The sequence below is a fragment of the Bradyrhizobium sp. 191 genome (genome assembly GCF_023100985.1).
Lineage (GTDB): Bacteria > Pseudomonadota > Alphaproteobacteria > Rhizobiales > Xanthobacteraceae > Bradyrhizobium > Bradyrhizobium diversitatis.
Genome location: NZ_CP064692.1, coordinates 4,559,929 through 4,580,967, shown reverse-complemented (window position 1 = coordinate 4,580,967; position 21,039 = coordinate 4,559,929). Strand labels below are relative to the sequence as shown.

Genomic DNA, 21,039 nt, shown 5'->3' with positions numbered 1-21,039 from the left:
GAACCGTTCCCAAAAATTGGTCCGATTTTTGCTTATCTTAGTCCGAGCCCGATGTACACGTCTTGACGAAACGCAAAAAAGGGCTAGAGGCGGAATTCCTCGCCAAGGTAAAGGCGGCGCACGTCCGGATCGGCAACGATCTCATCCGGGGTTCCCTCGGTCAAGATTTCCCCGGCATAGACGATATAGGCACGATCGGTGAGGCCGAGCGTCTCGCGGACATTGTGGTCGGTGATCAGCACGCCGATGCCGCGATTGGTGAGATGGCGGACGAGGTCCTGGATGTCGCCGACCGCGATCGGGTCGATGCCGGCGAAGGGCTCGTCGAGCAGCATGTAGTTCGGCCGCGTCGCCAGCGCGCGCGCGATCTCGACACGGCGGCGCTCGCCGCCGGACAGCGCGATCGACGGCGATTTGCGCAGGCGCGTGATGTTGAATTCGTCGAGCAGCGAATCGAGCTGCTGCTCGCGCTTCTTGCGCGAGGGCTCGACCACTTCGAGCACGGCGCGGATGTTCTGCTCGACGGTGAGGCCGCGGAAGATCGAGGCCTCCTGCGGCAGATAGCCGATGCCGAGCCGCGCGCGCTGATACATCGGGAGCTTCGTCACGTCGTGGCCGTCGAGCTCGATCGCGCCGCGGTCGGCCTTGATCAGGCCGGTGATCATGTAGAATACGGTGGTCTTGCCGGCGCCGTTCGGCCCGAGCAGGCCGACCGCTTCGCCCCGGCGCACATAGATGCTGACGCCGCGCACCACCTGGCGGCTGCCGAAACTCTTTTCCACGCTATGCACAGCCAGGAAGCCGGGCCGCTTCAGCAGCTGAGGGCCGCCCGCGCCGTTGGAGCTCGCGGCGGCCCTGACCGGGTGAACGGCCTGCGAACGCGGCGGCTCGACTTGATAGCCGGCCCGATAGTCATCCCGGAACTGGTCCGGCGCGCGCATCGGCTGGTCACGGGCGACCGGCTGCGCGTCCCTGATGGGACTGGTCACGAGGCCGCCGACGCTGTCACCGAGCGCGGTGATGTCCTGACGCGCAAATCCTGGCCGGCCGCGCTTGGCGGGGCGCCGACGGAACATGCTGAAGAGATCGACCATCCCGCCTTCTAGCCTTTTCGCGACGATCCTGCGCGAATTCGCGTGATCTGCCGCACCGGCCTTTCAATTCGCCGAGGCAGCATGAGTGAAGGGATGTCTCATGCCCAGTGAAACACGCCCGAAAAGCGGCGGATCCCGCTTCGAAAGCCCTGCGCGCTAGATACAGCCTCGCCGGGCAAGCTTCAACCTCGGATCGCGAGGATCCGAGACAAGTGATTGAATTTACTTTTGTTTACTTGCGCCGGGCAATTGCAGGGGCGGTCCCGCGCCGGGCTTGGGCCCTTGTCCCGCTTGTCCCCCTTGGCCGCAATCATTGCTGCCGCCCTGCGGCAGCAGCGCCTGCACGCGGCCGTTGTCGGATTCGACACGGGACACACCGGTCGTCATGTCGACCATCAGGCGGTCGCCGCGCAGCACGTTCTTGCACTGGGTCAGTACCACCTGGCCGCCCGCGCCGCCGAGCATGGTGATGAGGTTGGTCCTGGTGTCGAACACGGCGGTCTCGCCTGTTACCACCTGGTCCTTCTGGGTGACCACGACATTGCCGCGCGCCTCCAGCCGCTTGATCGAGGAGCTGCCGCCCGGACCCGGCGTCGCCGACTGCATCGGGGCCGATTTCGTGCCCTTCGGCGCAGGCTGTGGCGCGGCGGGCTTGTCGCCCGAGTCATAAAACACAACCAGCGTCTTCGAGGTCATGGTGGTGTCGCCCTGCACGACCTTCACGTTGCCGGCAAAGGTCGCCTCCTTCTTCTTGTCGCGCATCTCCAGGGAGGCGGCTTCGATCTGGATCGGCTGATCGCGGTTCTGCGAAAAACCCTGCATCGCGTTGGGCACGCCTTGCATCGTGCTCTGTGCAAAGGCCGCACCCGTGACGAGGAGCGCGAGACCGACGGCGAGCGCGGCCTTGCTGGCGACAGCGTCGCGCGGAAAACAGTTCATCATGAAAATCATCTTGAATTGGCAGACTTGTTCTGAGGCGTACGCGTCTTCGCAGGCGGCGCCGGCTCGGGCGGCGCAGGCTGGGCAGCGGGCTGCGCGGGCTGCTCGTCCAGCTTGTCCAGGTGCATCACCACATTGCCCTCGAAGCGGATGACGTCACCACCTTCGGTAATTCGCAAGCGATCGGCGCTGAGCGTGCCATTGGTCAGCGTGACGTCGACGCGCTCGTCCGAGGAGACCGTGCCCTTGCCCATGTCGACGAAGGCCGAGTTCAGCCGCGCCTCGTAGCCGGTCGAGGTGCGCAGGAAGATGTCCTTGTGCAGCTCGAGCTGCTGCTGCTTGTTGTCGAAGCGGCCGGTGCGGGCATCGAGGAAAAGCGTCGATCGATCCTCCATCAGTACCTTCGCGCGCAGGTCCGACAGATCGACATGATCGGGGTCGGTGATGTCCTGCGTCGCGGTCTTGGCCCAGAGCTCGTAGGGCCGCTGGTCCGGTGTGAAGCCGGCGAGGTGCGGCGATTCCATCGTGATCTTGGTGCCCGACACCACCATGTTTCCGGAATCGAGCGGCAGCTTCGGCATCAGCATGCGGAACGGATTGAAGATCGAGACGCCGACGATGGCGGCCATGGACAACAGCACCGCACCCGGAACCGCGATGCGCAGAATCCGCACCAGGCGGCTGTGGCGCGCCGCGCTGGCGAACTTCGCCGCAAGCGCGGCGTCGTAGGTGGGATTCTGGGCCGAATTCACCTGGGCTCCTGAAGTCCTGGGCTCCTGAAATATCGCTCGCCTCGTCCGGTCGACGGGCGCCCCATTGTATCCGGCGCCGCCCAAATATGCAGCCGGCGACAGGCCGTTACGAAAGTGTCCGAAACGGGGCGGCAACCTCAGGGTAACCGCCGCAGGGGGCCTCAGGAATGCGCGAAAATGTCCTCTTCGGACCAGCCCTGGAGGTCCAGCAAGGCGCGGGTCGGCAGGAAGTCGAAACAGGCCTGCGCCAGCTGGCTGCGGCCTTCACGGACCAGCATGGCATCGAGCCGTTCGCGCAAGGCGTGCAGATGCAGCACGTCGGAGGCGGCGTAGGCGAGCTGCGGCTCGGTCAGGCTGTCGGAACCCCAGTCGCTGGACTGCTGCTGCTTGGAGAGGTCGATGTTGAGCACCTCGCGCACGAGGTCCTTGAGGCCATGGCGGTCGGTGTAGGTGCGGGTCAGGCGGGAGGCGATCTTGGTGCAGTAGATCGGCCCGGTCATGACGCCGAAGGTCTGGTACAGCACCGCGATGTCGAACCGCGCGAAGTGGAAGATCTTCGTGACGGCCGGATTGGCCAGGAGCGCCTTCAGGTTCGGCGCATCGGTGTGGCCCCTGGGGATCTGCACCACGTCGGCGCTGCCGTCGCCGGGCGAGAGCTGCACCACACAGAGCCGGTCGCGGTGCGGGTTCAGCCCCATGGTCTCGGTGTCGATCGCCACCGCTCCGGTGTAGCGGGACAGGTCGGGCAGGTCGCCGCGGTGCAGACGTACGGTCATGGCGTGTCAAAACCTCGGGTCGAATCGGTGCGTCGATATCATAGGCTAAACGGATGGACCGCGATGTAGCCACTGGCGAGAGGTCACGCAAGCGGCGGCGGTGGCCTGACGGCCGGTCAGATCGCGGCGATGGCGTGCAGGTCGGCGATTCCCTAAGGGAGGGATCGGCTGGGCCTGCACTCTCGTGCATGCTGAGCTCGCGGAAGCGCTTGATCAGTCGCGACCCAATCAAAGTGATTCACACCCCACGGCGCGCGAAATGATGGGCCGCCGCTCTTTCCGGCAGAGCAGGTTTTCAGCCCGGCCCGCTGCAATTCGCCCCGGCACACCCTATCTGTTGCCGGCCTCTCCGCCCTCGCCCGCTCACGACGAATGAAGTGCCGATGACCGAACAGACGCTCGCCGCGCCGATCGACGACCAAGGGAAACGCCAGCGCGGTTTCTCGCGCTACCAGGCGCTCCTCATCGCGCTGCTGACGTTCACGCAGTTCACGATCATTCTCGACTTCATCATCATGTCGCCGCTCGGCGCCATCCTGATGCCCTCGCTCGGCATCACGGCGGGGCAGTTCGGCATCGCGGTGTCGGCCTACGCGTTCAGTGCGGGATTATCTGGCATCCTCGCCGCCGGCTTCGCCGATCGGTTCGATCGCAAGCGGCTGCTGCTGTTCTTCTATGTCGGCTTCACGCTCGGTACTGCGCTCTGCGCGGCCGCGCAGAACTACCATGTGCTGCTGCTCGGCCGGATCGTGACCGGGCTGTTCGGCGGCGTGATCGGCGCGGTCGTGCTCGCCATCGTCACCGACCTGTTTCCGCTGCACCTGCGCGGCCGCGTCATGGGCTTCCTCCAGACGGCGTTCGCCGCGAGCCAGGTGCTCGGCATTCCGGCCGGACTGTTTCTCGCCAATCACTGGAATTGGCATGTCTGCTTCGCGGCGATCGTCGTGGTGTCGATCGCAGCGATCGCAATCATCGCCCTCGTGATGGAGCCGGTCGATGCGCATCTGAAGCTGAAGCAGGACAAGAACCCGTTCCACCATCTGATCGCGACGATCGGTCAGCCACGCTATACGCTCGCCTTCGCCGTCACGACGCTACTGGCGACGGGCGGCTACATGCTGATGCCGTTCTCCAGCGCCTTCACCGTGCACAATCTCGGCATCGACATCACGCATCTGCCGACGATCTATCTCGTCTCCGGCCTGTTCAGCATCGTCACGGGACCGCTGGTCGGACGGGCCAGCGATGCGTTCGGCAAATATCCGACCTTCGTGTTCGGCTGCGCGATGACCGTGGTCATGGTGCTGATCTACACACATCTCGGCCAAGTCTCGCTCGCGACCGCGATCCTCGTCAACGTCCTGATGTTCGTCGGCATCTTCTCGCGGATGATCCCGTCGCAGGCGCTGATGTCGGCGATCCCCGACGCGAGCCAGCGCGGCTCGTTCAGCGCGGTCAGCGCCTCGCTGCAGCAGCTCTCCGGCGGCCTCGGCTCGGTGCTCGCCGGCGCGATCATCGCGCAGGCGCCCGACGGCTCGCTGATTCATTTCGACCGGATCGGCTACGTCGTGGTCGCGACGACGATCGTCACGCTGGTGATGATGTATTTTGTGCAGAAGGCGGTGGCGGAGCGGGCGGGGAAGCAGGTGGTGTGAAGGGCACCTTGCCGCAGCAGCAGCCCGGCTCGTCAATCAGCCGCCACCGAACTTGGAGGGATCGTCATAGGCGGGAGGGTCGTCGTGGTCGGTCCGCAGACCGCCGGGAACGGAGTCGTCGCGATAGATGCGCACGCCATTCGGAGTGACATAGACCGGAGCCGTGGCCTGGCCCGGCCGAACGATGACAGGTCGCAACTTGTGATGCCCTCTTGCGGCGGCGTTCGCAGAAGCACACGCACCGATCAAGAGGCACAAGCCCAAAGCACACGATCCCAAGCCACAGCGCATTGCACTTTCTCGGCTCATGGCCCCGATGCCAACGCAACATTCGGAAAGGGCTTATCTATCTGGATTTGTTTGGTATCCAGAATCGTATGGTGCCCAGGAAAGGACTCGAACCTTCACGGCCGTTAAGCCACTGGCACCTGAAGCCAGCGCGTCTACCAATTCCACCACCTGGGCATGCCGTTTGGGGCACGGAGGCGGTTACTACGGTTCGGTGACGCCGTTGTCAATTCATGCGTGAAGCCCGGTTCGGGATGCCGATTGCGCATCGCAAACCGGCTCGATAAAAGCCTGACAAGACGCACTCTTTTCCGCAGGAACGGACACCCCCATGGCATCGAATCTGGACACGCTCGTCACGGTTTTCGGCGGATCGGGGTTTTTGGGCCGGAATGTCGTCCGGGCCCTCTGCAAGAGGGACTACCGGGTCCGGGTTGCGGTACGGCGGCCGGAACTCGCCGGATACCTGCAGCCCTCCGGCAAGGTCGGACAGGTCCACACCGTGCAGGCGAATCTGCGCTATCCGGCCTCGGTCGAGGCGGCGCTGCGTGATTCGCATGTCGCGATCAACCTCGTCGGCGTCCTCACCGAGGGCGGCGCACAGACCTTCGACGCCGTCCAGGCCAGGGGCGCCGAAACCGTCGCCAAGGCGGCGGCCGCGGCCGATGCCGGCCTGGTGCATGTCTCCGCCATCGGCGCCGACGCGGAATCGCCCTCGCGCTACGCCAGGGCCAAGGCGGCGGGCGAAGCCGCGGTCCTGGCCGCGGTTCCCTCCGCCACGATCTTCCGTCCCTCCGTGATGTTCGGCCCCGAGGACCAGTTCACCAACCGCTTTGCCGCGCTGGCCCGGATGTCGCCGGTGCTGCCGCTGATCGGCGAGACGACCCGGATGCAGCCGGTCTATGTCGGCGACGTCGCCACCGCGATCGCGGATGCCGTCGACGGCAAGGCCAAGGCGGGCGCGACTTACGAGCTCGGCGGGCCGGAAGTGCTGACCATGCGCGAGATCATCGAGACCATCCTGGAGATCACTGATCGCAAGCGGATGCTGATCCCGCTGCCGTTCGGCCTCGCCCGCCTCCAGGCCGCCTTGCTGCAATTCGCGCCGGGCGCGTTCAAGCTGACACCGGACCAGGTCACGCTGCTCGAGCGCGACAACGTCGTCTCGGACACGGCGAAGGCGGCCGGCCTGACGCTGGAAGGCCTCGGCATCACCCCCGATTCGCTGGAAGCGATCGCCCCGCAATATCTCTGGCGCTTCCGCGCCGCCGGTCAGTTCCAGCGCATGAGCGTGTGAACTCTCTCTTTCACCTCTCCCGCTTGCGGGAGAGGGAGCGCAGCCTCGCCGGAGTTGGCTTCAAAACTTCAGCAGGTCCTACTGCCCCAGCGCCAGCGCGATCAGGCCGAGCGTGCCGACGATGACGCGCCACCAGGCGAACACCACGAAGCCGTGCCGGGTGACGTAGGTCAGGAACGTCTTCACCACGATGATGGCGGTGATGAACGACACCACGAATCCGATCGCGACGATGCCCATGTGGTCCATCGTCATCTCGGCGCGGCTCTTGTAGAAGTCGTAGGCGAACGCGCCGATCATGGTGGGGATGGCGAGGAAGAACGAGAACTCCGCCGCCGCGCGCTTGTCGGCCCCCAGCAGCATGGCCGCGACGATGCTGGCGCCGGAGCGGGACACGCCCGGGATCATCGCCACGCACTGCGCGATGCCGATATAGAGATACATCAGCAGCGGAAATTTGGTGGCGTCATGCTCGCGCGGCTTGAGATCGAGCTTGTCGATCCAAAGCAGGATGGCGCCGCCGACGATCAGCGTGAAGCAGATGACCCAGGGATTGAACAGCAGGGCCTTGATGTACTTGCCGGCGACGAGGCCGACCAGCACGGCCGGCAGGAACGCCACCAGCACGCCGATCACGAAGCGCCGCGCATCGGCATCGCCCGTGAACAGGCCGATCACGACGTCCCACAGCTTCCTGAAATACAGCCCGACGATCGCGAGGATCGCGCCCAGCTGGATCAGAACGGTAAACGAATCCCAGAAGGCGCCTTCGCCGAGATGAAAGAAGCGCTCCGCGAGCAGGAGGTGACCGGTCGAGGATACGGGAAGGAACTCGGTCACACCCTCGATGATGCCGAGGATCACTGCCCGTATTACGTCTGACATATTTACGGTCCATTTCGGCTGGAAAAGCGGGGCTCTTCTCGCCTATTCGTTCCCATGCCGCAATCGCAAAATGCGAGATCACGACCTTGCCTCGCGGTTTTGAGGGACTAGTGTGGCGCCGCACAAACATTGATGGATTCTTAAGCACCATCAAATAGTCAAAGGCTTCATGTTTACGCTGTTTCATCATCCCTTCTGCCCGCATTCGCGCTTCGTCCGCCTGATCGCGGGCGAATACGGGCTCGATCTGAAGCTGATCGAGGAGCGCAGCTGGGAGCGGCGCGAGGCGTTTCTGCTTCTCAATGCGGCCGGCACCACGCCGGTGTTGGTGGACGAGGAACAGCCGCCGATTCCAGGCGCGGCCATCATCGCCGAATATGTCGACGAGGCCTATGGTGCCGAGATGGGCCCGAAACGCCTGATGCCGCAGACGATCGGCGAACGCGTCGAGGTGCGCCGGCTGATGGCCTGGTTCAACGAGAAGTTCTTCGAGGAAGTCTCGCACCCGCTCGTCACCGAGCGCATCTACAAGCGCTTCATGAGCGAGGAGAATGGCGGCGGCCCGCCTTCGGCCGACGTGATGCGCGCGGCGAAGGCCAATGTGCGCTATCATCTGGCCTATATCGGCTGGCTGGCGCAGACGCGCAATTTCCTCGCCGGCGACCGGCTCACCTACGCGGATCTCGCCGCCGCGGCGCATCTCTCGGCGATCGACTATCTGGGCGACGTGCCATGGAGCGAGGACGACGCAGCAAAGGCGTGGTACGCGCGGGTGAAATCCCGCCCGTCGTTCCGTCCGCTGCTCAGCGAATGGCTGGCCGGCGTGCCGGCGTCGCGGACCTACGTGGACCTGGATTTCTGAGCTCCGATCCGACTGAACTGAAGACGGCGCTTGCCCGCGAAGCGCGCGCGCTTGGCTTCGACTGCATCGGCATCACTGCGCCGGGCACGATCGAGAGTGCCGGCAAACACTTCCTCGAATTCATCGCATCGGGCGGCCATGGCGACATGGATTGGCTCGCAGCTCAGCCGGAGCGCCGCGTCGATCCGCGCGGGCTGTGGCAGGACGTGCGCAGCGTGATCATGCTCGGCGTCAATTACGGTCCCGACTCCGATCCTCTGGCGATCCTCGAGCAGCGAACGCGCGCGACGATCTCGGTCTATGCGCAGGGCGACGACTATCACGATCTCATCAAGAAGCGCCTGAAGACGCTGGCGCGCTGGCTGGTCGCGACCGCGCCGTCGGACGTGAAAGTCTTCGTCGACACCGCGGCGGTGATGGAGAAGCCGCTGGCGCAGGCGGCGCATCTGGGCTGGCAGGGCAAGCACACCAACCTCGTCTCGCGCGAGTTCGGCTCATGGCTTTTTCTCGGCGCGATCTACACCACGCTGGAGCTGCCGCGCGATGCCGCCGAGATCGATCATTGCGGCTCGTGCCGGGCCTGTCTCGACATCTGCCCGACCGCGGCGTTCCCCGCGCCCTACAAGCTCGATGCGCGGCGCTGCATCTCGTATCTCACCATCGAGAACAAGGGACCGATCCCGCGCGAATTTCGCAAAGCCATCGGCAATCGCATCTATGGCTGCGACGATTGCCTCGCCGCGTGCCCCTGGAACAAGTTTGCGCAAGAGGGGCGTGAGGCCAAGCTCGCCGCGCGCGACGAATTGCGCGCGCCTTCGCTCGCTGAGCTCGCACGGCTGGACAACGCCGCGTTTCGCGCGCTGTTCACGAAGTCGCCGGTCAAGCGCATCGGCCGCGACCGCTTCTTGCGAAACGTGCTGATCGCGATCGGCAATTCGGGCGAGGCGGCGCTGGCGGACGAGGCGCGGCGGTTGCTGAGTGATGCGAGCGCATTGGTGCGCGGGGCTGCGGTGTGGGCATTGGGGCAGTTGGCTTCGCGAGATGAGTTTGCGACGATCAAGAGCGCTGCGATGGCCGACGAGCACGACGAGAGCGTGCGAGCGGAGTGGCACGCCGCATCCTGACTCTCCGCTGTCATGCCCCGCGAAGGCGGGGCATCCAGAACGCCGCGGCCCATCGATTCAATCACGACCGCCTCGGAAATCGGGATAGGGGGGAGTCTCGCGACTCCTCCCCTCCCACACCACCGTACGTACGGGTCCGTATACGGCGGTTCGGCGGATTATGCGGTGCGCTGAGCTGCGATGGACACCAGACCGAGTGAACCGAAGAGGGCGATTGGCAAGGCCATGTTGAGCGCGGGGCTGTTCGCGAGCCGCCAAGGGCCACGTGGGCTGCTGGCGGTCTTTGCCGCCAGAACCCGGCCGACGCCGCGGCGTCGCAACTCGGCAAAGCGAGCGGGTCCGCGCTTCCATTGCTTCCAGACGACGGCGCGCAACCGCCGCCTGATCCATTCATCAAGCGCGCGCAACACCGACGGAGTTTGGCAGAAGCCGAAGTAGCCGCGCCATCCTTTGAGATAGACGGACAGCTCCTTGACGCTCTGCGCGAGGCTTCGGCCGCCCGTGCGTCGCGTCAGCTCCCGAACCTTCGCCTTGAAGCGGGCGACGGCCTGCGGCGCGATACGCCGTCGTGGCGGCTGCTCCCATGTAAAGCTAAAGCCCAGGAACTTGCGGACACTCGGTTTGGCGACCGCGCTCTTGGCCTTGTTGACCTTCAGCTTGAGACGCTTTGCAAGGAACTTCTCGATGCCGGCCATCACCCGCTCACCCGCTTTCTGACTACGCACATAGACGTTGCAGTCATCGGCGTAACGCACGAAGCGATGTCCGCGCTTCTCCAATTCCTTGTCCAACACATCCAGCATCAGGTTCGACAACAGCGGCGAGAGCGGGCCACCCTGCGGCGTCCCCTCCTCAGTCGGGCTGACCAGTCCTCCCTCCATCACACCCGCGGTCAGAAAGCCGCGGATCAACTTCAGGAGGCGCTTGTCAGCAACTCTCTTGGCCACAAGCCCCATCAGGATGTCGTGGTTGACCCGGTCGAAGAACTTTTCCAGATCGATGTCCACGACAACGGCGTGCCCGGACGCAATGTAGGTCTGCGCCCGTTCCACCGCCTGATGCGCCGAGCGGGTCGGCCGGAAGCCGAAGCTCGCCTCGGAGAACGTTCCGTCCCAATCTGCCTGCAACACCTGCATCACCGCTTGCTGGATAAAGCGGTCGAGTACCGTCGGGATGCCGAGCGGCCGCAGGCCGCCCGATGCCTTCGGTATCTCCACCCGCCGCACCGGCTGTGGCTTGTAGGTGCCATCAAGCAACTGGGCGCGGATCGTGAGCCAGTGCTCCTTCAGGTAGGCCGGCAGTTCGTCGACGGTCATTCCGTCGACGCCCGCCGTACCCTTGTTGCGCTTCACTTGCGCCAACGCTTTCTTCAGGTTCTCACGCTCGACTACTGCTTCCATCGACGGCCCTGCGACCGCCGGGCGTTCGAGACTGGCCCCCGCCGCACTTGCTTCGACCTCTTGGGCGGCGGTATTCGGGGCTTCACCCCTTGTTCCGGTGCCCAAGTTCAGCTCGACCTGAGTTTTCTGTCGCATGGCTCGCGCGAGATGACCGCTCTACTGACCACTTCCACCGTTCGGGCCTTCAGCGGCGCGCTGCCGCCCACTATGCCCTCTGCTGACTTCTGCACGGCGGTCAGATCGCCTTGCGACGACCTCAGTCCCGTTGCCGGGACACCGCACAGACCTCCCGAGGTAAGACCGACCGCCTTCGCCGCACGCCCGCCGGATTTACCACCCCGACCCTTGATGACTATGGACTTCGCGATCAGTAGCTCGCTCGTCCGGCCGGGTAGGCCTCGTTATCCGGTAATTGTCCATCGAGCCGCGGCTTTGCTCCACGCTGTCTTCAGACCCCACCTCGCGATGACGCCCTTGCGCTTCGCTAACCCTTCGCCGTCATCAGGCTGGGTAGAGGACTTCCACCTCCAAGCTGTCGTTCATACTCGGCACACTACTGGATCGCCCGGTCAAGCCGGGCGATGACACCTGTTGTGTAGCGCCGACGAACGCTCTCGCCGCCCTTGATTTCCCCATCCATTCCCGCAATCTCGCGCGTCATGACAAACATGCCTTTCTTCATCCGCGACGGCGAGACATTCCACCCGACGGAAGTTGCCAATGGCCCCTGGGATCCGAAGTCGCTGCACGGGCGCGTCATCATCGGCCTGCTCGGCTTCGCCATCGAGGAACGCCATTCCGGGCCCGAGTTCGTGCCGGCGCGGCTCACCGTCGACATGTTTCGGCTGCCGACCATCGACAAGCCGATTGAAGTGACGACGCGGCTGGTGCGCGATGGACTACGCATCCGCGTGGTGGAAGCGGAGTTCGTCTCCGGCGGCGTCAGCATGGCGCGCGCCTCGTGCCAGCTGCTGCGCAAGACGCAGAATCCTGATGGCAATGTCTGGTCGCCGCCGAACTGGGACGCGCCGAAGCCGGCCGACATTCCCAAGCCCACGGATCCCAGGCTCGGCATGAACGGCAAATGGACGACGCGGCCGATCGTCGGCCAGATGGGCTCGCTCGGGCCGCGCCGGCTCTGGATGAGCGAGGTGCGCGAGCTCGTTGCGGGTGTGCCGATGACGCCGTTCGTCCATGTCGCAACCGGCGCCGATTTCGCCAGCCCGTTTGCCAATGCCGGCGACAAGGGGCTCGGCTACATCAACAGCGACGTCACGATCTATCTGCACCGCCTGCCGGTCACGAAATGGATCGGCTTCGAAGTCGTGAACCACCACGCCACCGACGGCGTCGCCATCGGCGAATGCTGGCTCTATGACGAGCAGGGCCCGATCGGCACCGCCACGGTCGCCGCACTGGCGCAGCGCAAGCCGATGGCGAATCCGTCGAAGCGGTAGGAGACGGCCGTCATTCCGGGGCGTGCGAAGCACGAGCCCGGAATCCATTCCTCCACGATTTCTGCGGCTCGATGGATTCCGGGCTCGCGCCAAGTGGCGCGCCCCGGAATGACGGTTAGGAGAGATGCCGCTGCATCTCCGGCCGCGCCTTCAACTCGGCGCCCTGCCTGGCGACGATCTTCGCAATTCTTTCAGGCGCAAATTTCAAATCCACGAACGCCGGCGCAGTGTTGGCGACCTCGTGATAACTGGCGATCCTGCCGTCACGCAGGGTCATGATCGCCACGCCCTCGAACATCGCCCGCGCGCCGCCCGCTTCCGGCAAGGTTGATTTGTAGCTGAAGGTGTAGCGCGCATAGAGCGTGGTGCCGTCGGTGACGGGGTCATGCATGTCCCAGCGGAAATCGGTCGCCGTGCGATAGAACCAGTCGTCGATCATCGCCGCGATTTTTTCGCGGCCTTCGAAGGCGCCGTAGAACACGTCGTGATAGACGCCGTCCTCGGTGAACAGCTCGGCAAAGGCGCGGCCATTGCGCTGCTCGACCGCGTCACAGAAGGCGCGCAGCATGGCGGTGGTGGTCATTGGCGTTGCTCCTTCCCCGTTCTCTGTCATGCCCCGGCTCGACCGGGGCATCCAGTGCGCCGTGACTTCTCGGCTCTATCTCTGCCGTTTCTGGAATACTGGATTGCCCGCCTTCGCGGGCAATGACAGCGAGTATTACAACATCACCCGATCTCCGCCACCGCCGCAAGAATGCGCGCGATATCCTGCGGGCGGGAGAGGCGGTGATCGCCGTCCTGGATCATGGTCAGCACGACGTCGTCGGCCGGCAGGCGGTGCGTCAGCGCGAAAGCGTGCTGCCATGGCACGTCGGGATCTTTCGCGCCCTGCAGGATGCGGACGGGGCAGCCGAGATCGATGGCGCTGCCGAGCACGAGGTGATTGCGGCCCTCCTCGATCAGGTTCCGCGTGATCGGATAGGGTGAGCCGTCGCCGTAATCCGACGGCCGCATCCAGACGCCCTTGGTCTCGATCTCCTTCTTCACCGCGGACGAAAAATTCTTCCACATCAGCTCCTCGGTGAAATCGGGCGCGGGCGCGATCAGGACGAGGCCGGCCAGCGACGCCTTGCCAGGACGCTTCTTGATCTCGCGCGCGAGCAGCAGCGCGATCCAGCCGCCCATAGATGAGCCGATCAGGACTTGCGGGCCGTCGCAAAACCGCTCGAACACCGCAACGCTCTCCTCCAGCCAGCGCCCGATGGTTCCGTCAGTGAAGTCGCCGCCGGACTCGCCGTGGCCGGAATAGTCGAACCGGACCATCGCGCGGCTGTGATCCCGGGCGAAGGCGTCCAGCGCCAAGGCCTTGCTGCCCTGCATGTCCGAGTTGAATCCGCCCAGCCAGACCAGTCCCGGCCCCTGTCCGCGCCGACTGCGTACCGCGATCCTGCGTGCGGACGGGCCCTCACCCACATCGGTGAAGTCGAGCATGGCATCAGGAATTATATCGGTCATGGAACATTTACTCTGGCTGTGCGGTTTGAGTTGTCCGGGCGCGTCCCGCGATGCGGCCCGATGGCTGCATTGGCCGCCCTTTGGGACGCTTGCGGAACAGAAGCAAGGTGTCTATGTCGTCTGCGTGCTCAGGCGTGACCAAAATGCCTCGCATTTGAGGGTTTTTCGCGCCGCATGAGCGACTTGCTTGCCGGCAAACGCATCTTCCTTCAAGATAGCCGCTTCCTTCACAACTTTGGAGAACCACCCATTCGCCGTCCTAATAAAGCTCCGCCCGCTGCCAGCAAAGACGGGCCGCGCATCAATGATGATATCCGCAATGCGCAGATCCAGCTGATCGACCAGACCGGTGACAACAAAGGCACGGTCGAGACCGTCGTCGCCATCCGGATGGCTCAGGAAGCCGGCATGGATCTGGTCGAGATTTCGCCGAATGCCAGCCCTCCCGTCTGCAAGATCATGGACTACGGGAAGTACAAGTATTCCGCTCAGAAGAAAGCCGCGGAAGCCCGCAAGCGGCAGAAGACCGTCGAGATCAAGGAGATCAAGCTCCGCCCGATGATCGACGATCATGATTACGATGTGAAGATGCGCGCGATGCAGCGGTTCTTCGAAGAGGGCGACAAGGTCAAGATCACGTTGCGCTATCGTGGCCGCGAAATGGCGCACCAGGAGATCGGCACCAAGCTGCTGGACAAGATCAAGTCCGACGTCGCCGAGCTCGCCAAGGTCGAGCAGGACGCGCGGTTCGAAGGTCGCCAGGTCGTCATGGTGCTGGCGCCGCGCTGACGCGAAGCGCTTTGGTTCAGGACTGAGTTTTCAACGGCCCGTCCGGATCTCCGGCGGGTCGTTTTGTTGTGTGCGCGTTGCTGGAGATATCTCTCGCCACGAACTCGCTGCACTTCTCCCGCCTGCGGGAGAGGTCGACGCGCAAAGCGCGGCGGGTGAGGGCTCTCGCCTCTTGGGGATCCTCGCTTGCGGAAGCAGCCCTCTCCCCGACCCTCCCCCGCACGCGGGGAAGGGAGCGCACCGCCGTCGTGGCGATGGTTTGCCCTATTCAGGTCCGCGTCGCCTGCCAGGTGCCGCTGCATTGGTCGCCGGAGATGACACCTCTCCACGAGCCGGCGCCGTTCATGCCGGCGAGCCGGCCGCCGCCGCTGGCGTGGGAGGCGCCGACCGAGACGTGGACAGCCACAGCACCGGAACGGTTGATCCTGCCCGAGACCCGGCCGCCGCCGGCGGACGAGACGCGGCTGCCCGTCACGGTGAAGGGGACGCTGTAGCCCGAGCTGCAACTGCCCCTCGTGGTGGCGAAGGTGACGTTCCAGATGCCGTCATAGCCGCCGATTCGGGCATCGGCAGTCGACGGCAGCATGACGGCCGCGAGCACGGCAAGCACCGCCAGATGACGCGGGCGGACGAAACCAGGTGAAGGCGATTGGGACAAATGGGCCATTTTGGTCCTGCTCCGGGGCGACACGGCTGGGGACATGAGGGTGGCAACACCGGATAGTCTCCGGGCCTGTTCCGCCGGTTCATCGTTGCCATTTGGCTCCCGCTCTGTCATAAGCCCAGCCTTCATCGCCCGGCTGATTAAGGGCTGCCGTGGCGGTGTTTCGTGTGGGTTTCGCGCTCGTTCGCAAAAACCTGAGCACAATCAACGCTCTAACGAGCATTTAGACGGCCAGCCGCCTTCACGGGCGGATTTCTGTTGTGGCCATAGGAGAGCCAAATGCCCAAGCTGAAGACCAAATCGGGCGCTAAAAAGCGCTTCAAGGTGACTGCCACCGGCAAAGTGATGCACGCCCAGCGCGGCAAGCGTCACGGCATGATCAAGCGGACGAAGAAGCAGATCCGTCAGCTCCGCGGCACCCGCGTGCTGTTCAAGACCGACGGCGACAACGTCAAGAAGTACTTCTTGCCGAACGCCTGATCGCGTCCACGATCACTGCCCTCTCGCGCCGCCTTCGCGCGGCGATCCGAAAACCAAGTCATCTCTGAAGGATTTCGTCATGTCTCGCGTCAAACGCGGTGTGACCGCCCACGCCAAGCACAAGAAAGTCTACAAGGCCGCCAAGGGCTTCTATGGCCGCCGCAAGAACACCATCCGCGCCGCCAAGCCGGCCGTGGAGAAGGCCCAGCAATACGCCTTCCGCGACCGCAAGCGTAAGAAGCGGACGTTCCGCGCGCTCTGGATCCAGCGCATCAACGCTGCCGTCCGTCCGTTCGGCCTGACCTACAGCCGATTTATCGACGGCATGGCCAAGTCCGGGATCACCGTGGACCGCAAGGTGCTGTCGGATCTCGCGATCAGCGAGCCCGCCGCGTTCCAGGCGATCGCCGAGAAGGCCAAGGCTGCGCTCGCCGCCTGAGGCCTGCGCTAGCGGGCCTTTTGGCCCGCAGCCTTCAAAGCGCGCTGCGAGTAGCGCTGGGCGACCTCCGCCCGGCAGAATGCTGTCGCCGAAATATACATGGTGCCGGACTTGTTCCGGTACTTGTGATCGCACGCCTGCAACTCGCGCTGATAGCTGAGCTTCTGCGGCGGCTTCTGCTGGCCGACGAAATCGGCTTCGCATTTCTTCTCGACCACTTCACCGAACTGCACGTCGCCGCTGGCGCCATATGCGCAGGCCTCGAACAGCTTCATGGCAGGGCCGCAGCCAGGCGCCGCATTGAGGACTGCGATGACGTCGTCCATCGACGTCGATTTGGCCGGGCATTCCTCGGCGTAGGCCGCGCCACTCAAAGCACCTTCCAACACAAGCAGGGCCAGACCGACCAGACAGGATCTCGAAAGCATCGCAAGACTCTCCTCATACCCCCATTGGTGCCGGGTCCCCGCGCAGCGTTCAACCCGGCCGGCCGCAAGCCCGAAATGACCGGCTTTTTGCTTGACGTTACGGCCTTCGGGCGGCGACAACCCAGCCGAATTTGGAGCCAAGGATTTGACTGTGTCCGACCTCGCAACGCTCGAAACCTCCATCCTCGACCAGATCGCCGCCGCCGGCGATGAAGCCGCTCTTGAAGCCGTGCGCGTCGCAGCCCTCGGCAAGAAGGGCTCGATCTCGGCGCTCCTCGCCACGCTCGGCAAGATGTCGCCTGATGAGCGCAAGACGCAGGGCGCCGCGATCAACCAGGCCAAGGACAAGGTCACCGAGGCGCTCGCCGCGCGGCGCGACGTGCTGAAGTCGGCGGCGCTCGATGCGCGGCTGGCGTCCGAGACCGTCGACGTCACCCTGCCGCTGCGCGACGCACCGGTCGAGGCCGGCCGCATCCATCCGCTGAGCCAGGTCTGGGACGAGTTGACCACGATCTTCGCCGACATGGGATTCTCGGTGGCCGAAGGTCCCGACATCGAGACCGACGACTACAACTTCACCAAGCTGAATTTCCCGGAAGGCCATCCCGCGCGCGAGATGCACGACACCTTCTTCTTCCATCCGAAGGAGGACGGCTCGCGCATGCTGCTGCGAACCCACACCTCGCCGGTGCAGGTGCGCACCATGCTGAGCCAGAAGCCGCCGATTCGCGTCATCTGCCCGGGCCGCACCTACCGCATCGATTCGGACGCGACCCACACGCCGCAATTCCACCAGGTCGAAGGCCTCGTCATCGACAAGACCTCGCATCTCGGCCACCTCAAATGGATCCTGCACGAGTTCTGCAAGGCGTTCTTCGAGGTCGACCACATCAACATGCGCTTCCGCCCCTCCTTCTTCCCGTTCACCGAGCCGTCGCTGGAAGTCGACATCCAGTGCCGCCGCGACAAGGGCGAGATCCGCTTCGGCGAGGGCGAGGATTGGCTCGAGATTCTCGGCTGCGGCATGGTGCATCCGAACGTGCTGCGCGCCTGCGGCATCGATCCCGACGAGTACCAGGGCTTCGCCTGGGGCATGGGCATCGACCGCATCGCCATGCTGAAATACGGCATCGCCGATTTGCGCCAGCTGTTCGACAGCGACGTCCGCTGGCTGAGCCACTATGGCTTCAAGCCGCTCGAGGTGCCGACGCTGGCGGGGGGGCTGAGCTCGTGAGGGTTGTGAGTAGCCGTACAAAGACTCTCTCCGTTCCCTCCCCCCTTGTGGGGGAGGGTCAGGGAGGGGGGTAGCCGCGGATGCCGCACGCAGTTGTAAGCGAGCGACAGCGCAGCCGGGCGAAACAGCTTCGCCGAGCGATGACGCGCGCCGAAACACTGCTGTGGCGGCACCTGAAGGCTAACCGCATGGATGGTGTTGGCATCCGTCGCCAATCGCCAATCGGAAACTACATTGCTGACTTCGTGTGCTTCTCCTCAAAGCTCATCATCGAGCTCGATGGGGAATCCCATGATTTCGAGGAACGTCAGAAAAAAGATGAGCGTCGCGACGCTTTCTTCGCAGCCGAGGGCTTTCAGGTTCTGCGCTTCACCAACGATCAGGTGATGACGAACCTTGAGGGAGTTGTTGAGGCAATTCGCCAGGCAGCTTCCGCCGGAGCCCGCGGCTCACCCCCCTCCCTGACCCTCCCCCACAAGGGGGGAGGGAACACTAGCACCGACCAATGTAACTCCACCGACAAGAGCCGAGGCACACAGCCATGAAATTCACCCTCTCCTGGCTGAAGGATCATCTCGAGACCGACGAGCCGCTCGACAGGCTCGCCGAGAAGCTCACCATGATCGGGCTCGAGGTCGAGAACATCGAGGACAAGGCGAAGGCGCTGAAGCCGTTCACCATCGCGAAGGTGATCTCGGCCGAGCAGCATCCGAATGCGGATCGCCTGCGGGTCTGCATGGTCGACACCGGTGACGGCGGCGCGCCGGTGCAGGTGGTGTGCGGTGCGCCGAATGCGCGCGCCGGGCTCGTCAGCGTGTTCTCAGCCCCCGGCACCTACATTCCCGGCAAGGACATCACGCTCGGCATCGGCACCATCCGCGGCGTCGAGAGCCGCGGCATGCTGTGCTCGGCGGCCGAATTGCAGATCTCCAACGACCATGACGGCATCATGGAATTGCCGGCGGACGCGCCTGTTGGCGCTGCCTACGCCGAATGGGCCGGGCTCGGCGATCCCGTGGTCGAGATCAACCTGACGCCGAACCGGCAGGACTGCACGGGCGTGCACGGCATCGCGCGCGACCTCGCCGCCGCCGACATGGGCAAGTTCAAGGACCCGACCATCAAGCCTATCAAGGGCGAATTCCCATGCCCGGTGAAGGTCACGGTCGAGGATTCCTCGCTGTGTCCCGGCTTCGCGCTCCGCCTCGTGCGCGGCGTCAAGAACGGACCGTCGCCGGAATGGCTGCAGAAGCGGCTGAGCGCGATCGGACTGCGCCCGATCAACACGCTGGTCGACATCACCAACTTCATGACATTCGACCGCGCGCGGCCGCTGCACGTGTTCGACGCCAAGAAGGTGAAGGGCAATCTCGTCGTGCGCCGCGCCCGTGAGGGCGAGAGCCTGCTGGCGCTCGACGGCCGCACCTACAATCTCGATCCCGCGATTTGCGTCATCGCGGACGAGCACGGCGTCGAATCGCTCGCCGGCATCATGGGCGGCGAGGCTTCGGGCTGCGACGAGAACACCACCGACGTGCTGATCGAATCGGCGCTGTGGAACGAGATCAACATCGCCCAGACCGGCCGCAAGCTCGGCATCAATTCCGATGCGCGCTACCGCTTCGAGCGTGGCGTCGATCCCGCCTTCATGGTGCCGGGGCTCGAGCTCGCGACCAAGCTGGTGATGGAGATGTGTGGCGGCACGCCGTCCGAGACCGTCGTGGTCGGCAAGGCCTTTGGCGATGACCGCCTCATCGAGTTCCCGGTCACTGAGGTCAAGCGGCTCTCCGGCATCGAGGTGCCGCAAGCGGAGATGAAGCGCATCCTGACCCATCTCGGCTTCATGATGGCGGGCCCCGGCCCGGTCGTGAAGGTGGCGGTGCCGTCCTGGCGCACGGACGTGCACGGCAAGGCCGACATCGTCGAGGAGATCGTCCGCATCTTCGGCGTCGACAAGGTGCCGATGACGCCGTTCGAACGCGGCGAGGACGCGCGCAAATCGGTGCTGACGCCGCTCCAGCTGCGCACCCGCAGCGCGCGACGCGCGCTCGCCAGCCGCGGCATGGTCGAAGCCGTGACGTGGTCGTTCATTGCCAAGCCCGCGGCCGAATTGTTCGGCGGCGGCCAGCGCGAGCTCGAAGTGGCCAACCCGATCGCGTCCGATTTGTCGGACATGCGCCCGACCTTGCTTGCGGGCCTGATCGCGGCCGCGCAGGCCAATGCCGATCGCGGCTTTGGCGATGTCGCGCTGTTCGAGGTCGGCCAGATCTTCAAGGGCGATCGCCCGCAGGACCAGTTCATGGCGGCAAGCGGCGTGCGCCGCGGCTTTGCCTCCTCGGAAGGCCTCGGACGGCACTGGACCGGCTCGACGCAGGCGGACGTGTTCGACGCGAAAGCCGATGCGCTGGCGGTGCTCGCTGCGGCCGGTGCGCCGATGCAGGCGCTTCAGGTCGTGGCGGGTGGTCCTGGCTGGCTGCATCCGGGGCGTTCCGCCACGATCCAGATCGGCCCGCAGAACGTGCTCGGCCATTTCGGCGAGATGCATCCGCGCGCGCTCGAGGCGCTCGGCGTCGACGGTCCCCTGATGGTGTTCGAGGTCATTCTCGACCGCATCCCCGAGGCGAAGAAGAAGCCGACCCGCGCCAAGCCACTGATCGAGCTGTCCGCCTTCCAGCCTGTTACGCGCGACTTCGCCTTCATCGTCGACCGCGCCGTGAAGGCCGGCGACATCGTCCGCGCCGCGCAAGCCGTCGACAAGAAGCTGATCACCGGCGTGAACGTTTTCGACGTCTACGAGGGCAAGGGCATCGATGACGGCAAGAAGTCGATCGCGATCGCGGTGACGATCCAGCCGCGCGAGAAGACCCTGACCGACCAGGAGATCGAGGCCGTCGGCGCCAAGATCGTGGCCGAAGTCACGAAGAAGACCGGCGGTACTCTGAGAGCATGATGCCGAGAAGT

Annotated in this window: 22 protein-coding genes and 1 tRNA gene; 11 read left to right on the top strand and 12 right to left on the bottom strand. The window is 64.6% G+C overall.

All coding sequences use genetic code 11. The features are described from left to right. Window positions 1–83: 83 nt before the first annotated feature. From lptB to IVB23_RS21305, 4 genes are all read right to left on the bottom strand, one after another. Window positions 84–1,094, bottom strand: coding sequence for an LPS export ABC transporter ATP-binding protein (gene lptB / locus IVB23_RS21320; protein ID WP_061879975.1), 1,011 nt, complete (start codon window positions 1,092–1,094; stop codon window positions 84–86). A gap of 222 nt (window positions 1,095–1,316) precedes the next feature. After that, window positions 1,317–2,045, bottom strand: coding sequence for an LptA/OstA family protein (locus tag IVB23_RS21315; protein WP_061879976.1), 729 nt, complete (start codon window positions 2,043–2,045; stop codon window positions 1,317–1,319). After that, a complete protein-coding gene (lptC, locus tag IVB23_RS21310) occupies window positions 2,042–2,785 on the bottom strand; it encodes an LPS export ABC transporter periplasmic protein LptC (RefSeq protein WP_247799891.1) in 744 nt (247 codons plus the stop codon). The genes IVB23_RS21315 and lptC overlap by 4 nt, the downstream gene beginning before the upstream one ends. A gap of 161 nt (window positions 2,786–2,946) precedes the next feature. Further along, on the bottom strand, window positions 2,947–3,561 hold the full coding sequence (locus IVB23_RS21305) for a ribonuclease D (RefSeq protein WP_061879978.1): 615 nt from the start codon (window positions 3,559–3,561) through the stop codon (window positions 2,947–2,949). A gap of 383 nt (window positions 3,562–3,944) precedes the next feature. Between IVB23_RS21305 and IVB23_RS21300 the strand changes: the two genes are divergently transcribed. Next, the gene (locus tag IVB23_RS21300; protein ID WP_061879979.1) at window positions 3,945–5,216 is read left to right on the top strand and encodes an MFS transporter; all 1,272 of its coding nucleotides are present in this window, start codon (window positions 3,945–3,947) and stop codon (window positions 5,214–5,216) included. Between the two features lie 36 nt (window positions 5,217–5,252). On the opposite strand, the gene IVB23_RS21295 is transcribed toward IVB23_RS21300, so the two are convergent. Next, entirely contained in the window at window positions 5,253–5,414 is a 162-nt protein-coding gene (locus IVB23_RS21295; RefSeq protein ID WP_245312054.1) for a hypothetical protein, read from the bottom strand. 180 nt (window positions 5,415–5,594) lie between these two features. Continuing rightward, a tRNA-Leu gene (locus IVB23_RS21290) sits at window positions 5,595–5,681 on the bottom strand. 154 nt (window positions 5,682–5,835) lie between these two features. Between IVB23_RS21290 and IVB23_RS21285 the strand changes: the two genes are divergently transcribed. Then, the gene (locus IVB23_RS21285; protein WP_247799890.1) at window positions 5,836–6,801 is read left to right on the top strand and encodes a complex I NDUFA9 subunit family protein; all 966 of its coding nucleotides are present in this window, start codon (window positions 5,836–5,838) and stop codon (window positions 6,799–6,801) included. Window positions 6,802–6,879: 78 nt separating this feature from the next. Here IVB23_RS21285 and IVB23_RS21280 read toward each other — a convergent pair whose 3' ends face one another. After that, the gene (locus IVB23_RS21280; protein ID WP_247799889.1) at window positions 6,880–7,686 is read right to left on the bottom strand and encodes an undecaprenyl-diphosphate phosphatase; all 807 of its coding nucleotides are present in this window, start codon (window positions 7,684–7,686) and stop codon (window positions 6,880–6,882) included. Between the two features lie 169 nt (window positions 7,687–7,855). Between IVB23_RS21280 and IVB23_RS21275 the strand changes: the two genes are divergently transcribed. Continuing rightward, entirely contained in the window at window positions 7,856–8,548 is a 693-nt protein-coding gene (locus tag IVB23_RS21275) for a glutathione S-transferase family protein (RefSeq protein WP_247799888.1), read from the top strand. Further along, entirely contained in the window at window positions 8,497–9,672 is a 1,176-nt protein-coding gene (gene queG / locus IVB23_RS21270) for a tRNA epoxyqueuosine(34) reductase QueG (protein WP_247799887.1), read from the top strand. The genes IVB23_RS21275 and queG overlap by 52 nt, the downstream gene beginning before the upstream one ends. A 158-nt stretch (window positions 9,673–9,830) precedes the next feature. Here queG and ltrA read toward each other — a convergent pair whose 3' ends face one another. Beyond that, window positions 9,831–11,207 (bottom strand): group II intron reverse transcriptase/maturase, encoded by a 1,377-nt coding sequence (ltrA, locus tag IVB23_RS21265; RefSeq protein ID WP_247799886.1) that lies wholly within the window; start codon window positions 11,205–11,207, stop codon window positions 9,831–9,833. 524 nt (window positions 11,208–11,731) lie between these two features. Between ltrA and IVB23_RS21260 the strand changes: the two genes are divergently transcribed. After that, window positions 11,732–12,529 (top strand): acyl-CoA thioesterase domain-containing protein, encoded by a 798-nt coding sequence (locus tag IVB23_RS21260; protein ID WP_247799885.1) that lies wholly within the window; start codon window positions 11,732–11,734, stop codon window positions 12,527–12,529. 115 nt (window positions 12,530–12,644) lie between these two features. On the opposite strand, the gene IVB23_RS21255 is transcribed toward IVB23_RS21260, so the two are convergent. Both IVB23_RS21255 and IVB23_RS21250 read right to left on the bottom strand, forming a co-directional pair. Continuing rightward, entirely contained in the window at window positions 12,645–13,112 is a 468-nt protein-coding gene (locus tag IVB23_RS21255; protein WP_247799884.1) for a nuclear transport factor 2 family protein, read from the bottom strand. Between the two features lie 143 nt (window positions 13,113–13,255). Beyond that, a complete protein-coding gene (locus IVB23_RS21250) occupies window positions 13,256–14,044 on the bottom strand; it encodes an alpha/beta hydrolase (protein WP_247799883.1) in 789 nt (262 codons plus the stop codon). A 249-nt stretch (window positions 14,045–14,293) separates the two neighbouring features. On the opposite strand from IVB23_RS21250, the gene infC reads away from it, so the two are divergent. Further along, window positions 14,294–14,833, top strand: a complete 540-nt coding sequence (gene infC / locus IVB23_RS21245) for a translation initiation factor IF-3 (RefSeq protein ID WP_082822073.1) — start codon at window positions 14,294–14,296, stop codon at window positions 14,831–14,833. A 268-nt stretch (window positions 14,834–15,101) separates the two neighbouring features. Here the strand turns inward: infC and IVB23_RS21240 are convergent, their stop codons facing one another. Then, on the bottom strand, window positions 15,102–15,500 hold the full coding sequence (locus IVB23_RS21240) for a hypothetical protein (protein ID WP_061879988.1): 399 nt from the start codon (window positions 15,498–15,500) through the stop codon (window positions 15,102–15,104). Between the two features lie 276 nt (window positions 15,501–15,776). Here IVB23_RS21240 and rpmI point away from each other — a divergent pair, with 276 nt between their 5' ends. Next, entirely contained in the window at window positions 15,777–15,977 is a 201-nt protein-coding gene (rpmI, locus tag IVB23_RS21235; protein WP_008539890.1) for a 50S ribosomal protein L35, read from the top strand. A 79-nt stretch (window positions 15,978–16,056) separates the two neighbouring features. Then, window positions 16,057–16,416: a 50S ribosomal protein L20 gene (gene rplT / locus IVB23_RS21230; protein WP_027561620.1), complete on the top strand. Its 360-nt coding sequence runs from the start codon at window positions 16,057–16,059 to the stop codon at window positions 16,414–16,416. An 8-nt stretch (window positions 16,417–16,424) separates the two neighbouring features. Here rplT and IVB23_RS21225 read toward each other — a convergent pair whose 3' ends face one another. After that, window positions 16,425–16,964: a hypothetical protein gene (locus tag IVB23_RS21225; protein WP_346659110.1), complete on the bottom strand. Its 540-nt coding sequence runs from the start codon at window positions 16,962–16,964 to the stop codon at window positions 16,425–16,427. 31 nt (window positions 16,965–16,995) lie between these two features. Between IVB23_RS21225 and pheS the strand changes: the two genes are divergently transcribed. The 3 genes from pheS to pheT all read left to right on the top strand — a co-directional run bounded on the left by pheS (window position 16,996) and on the right by pheT (window position 21,028). After that, window positions 16,996–18,078, top strand: a complete 1,083-nt coding sequence (gene pheS / locus IVB23_RS21220) for a phenylalanine--tRNA ligase subunit alpha (RefSeq protein ID WP_247799882.1) — start codon at window positions 16,996–16,998, stop codon at window positions 18,076–18,078. A gap of 80 nt (window positions 18,079–18,158) precedes the next feature. After that, window positions 18,159–18,623, top strand: coding sequence for an endonuclease domain-containing protein (locus tag IVB23_RS21215; RefSeq protein WP_197964979.1), 465 nt, complete (start codon window positions 18,159–18,161; stop codon window positions 18,621–18,623). Continuing rightward, a complete protein-coding gene (pheT, locus tag IVB23_RS21210; protein ID WP_247799881.1) occupies window positions 18,620–21,028 on the top strand; it encodes a phenylalanine--tRNA ligase subunit beta in 2,409 nt (802 codons plus the stop codon). Before IVB23_RS21215 ends, pheT begins: the two co-directional genes overlap by 4 nt. Window positions 21,029–21,039 lie beyond the last annotated feature (11 nt).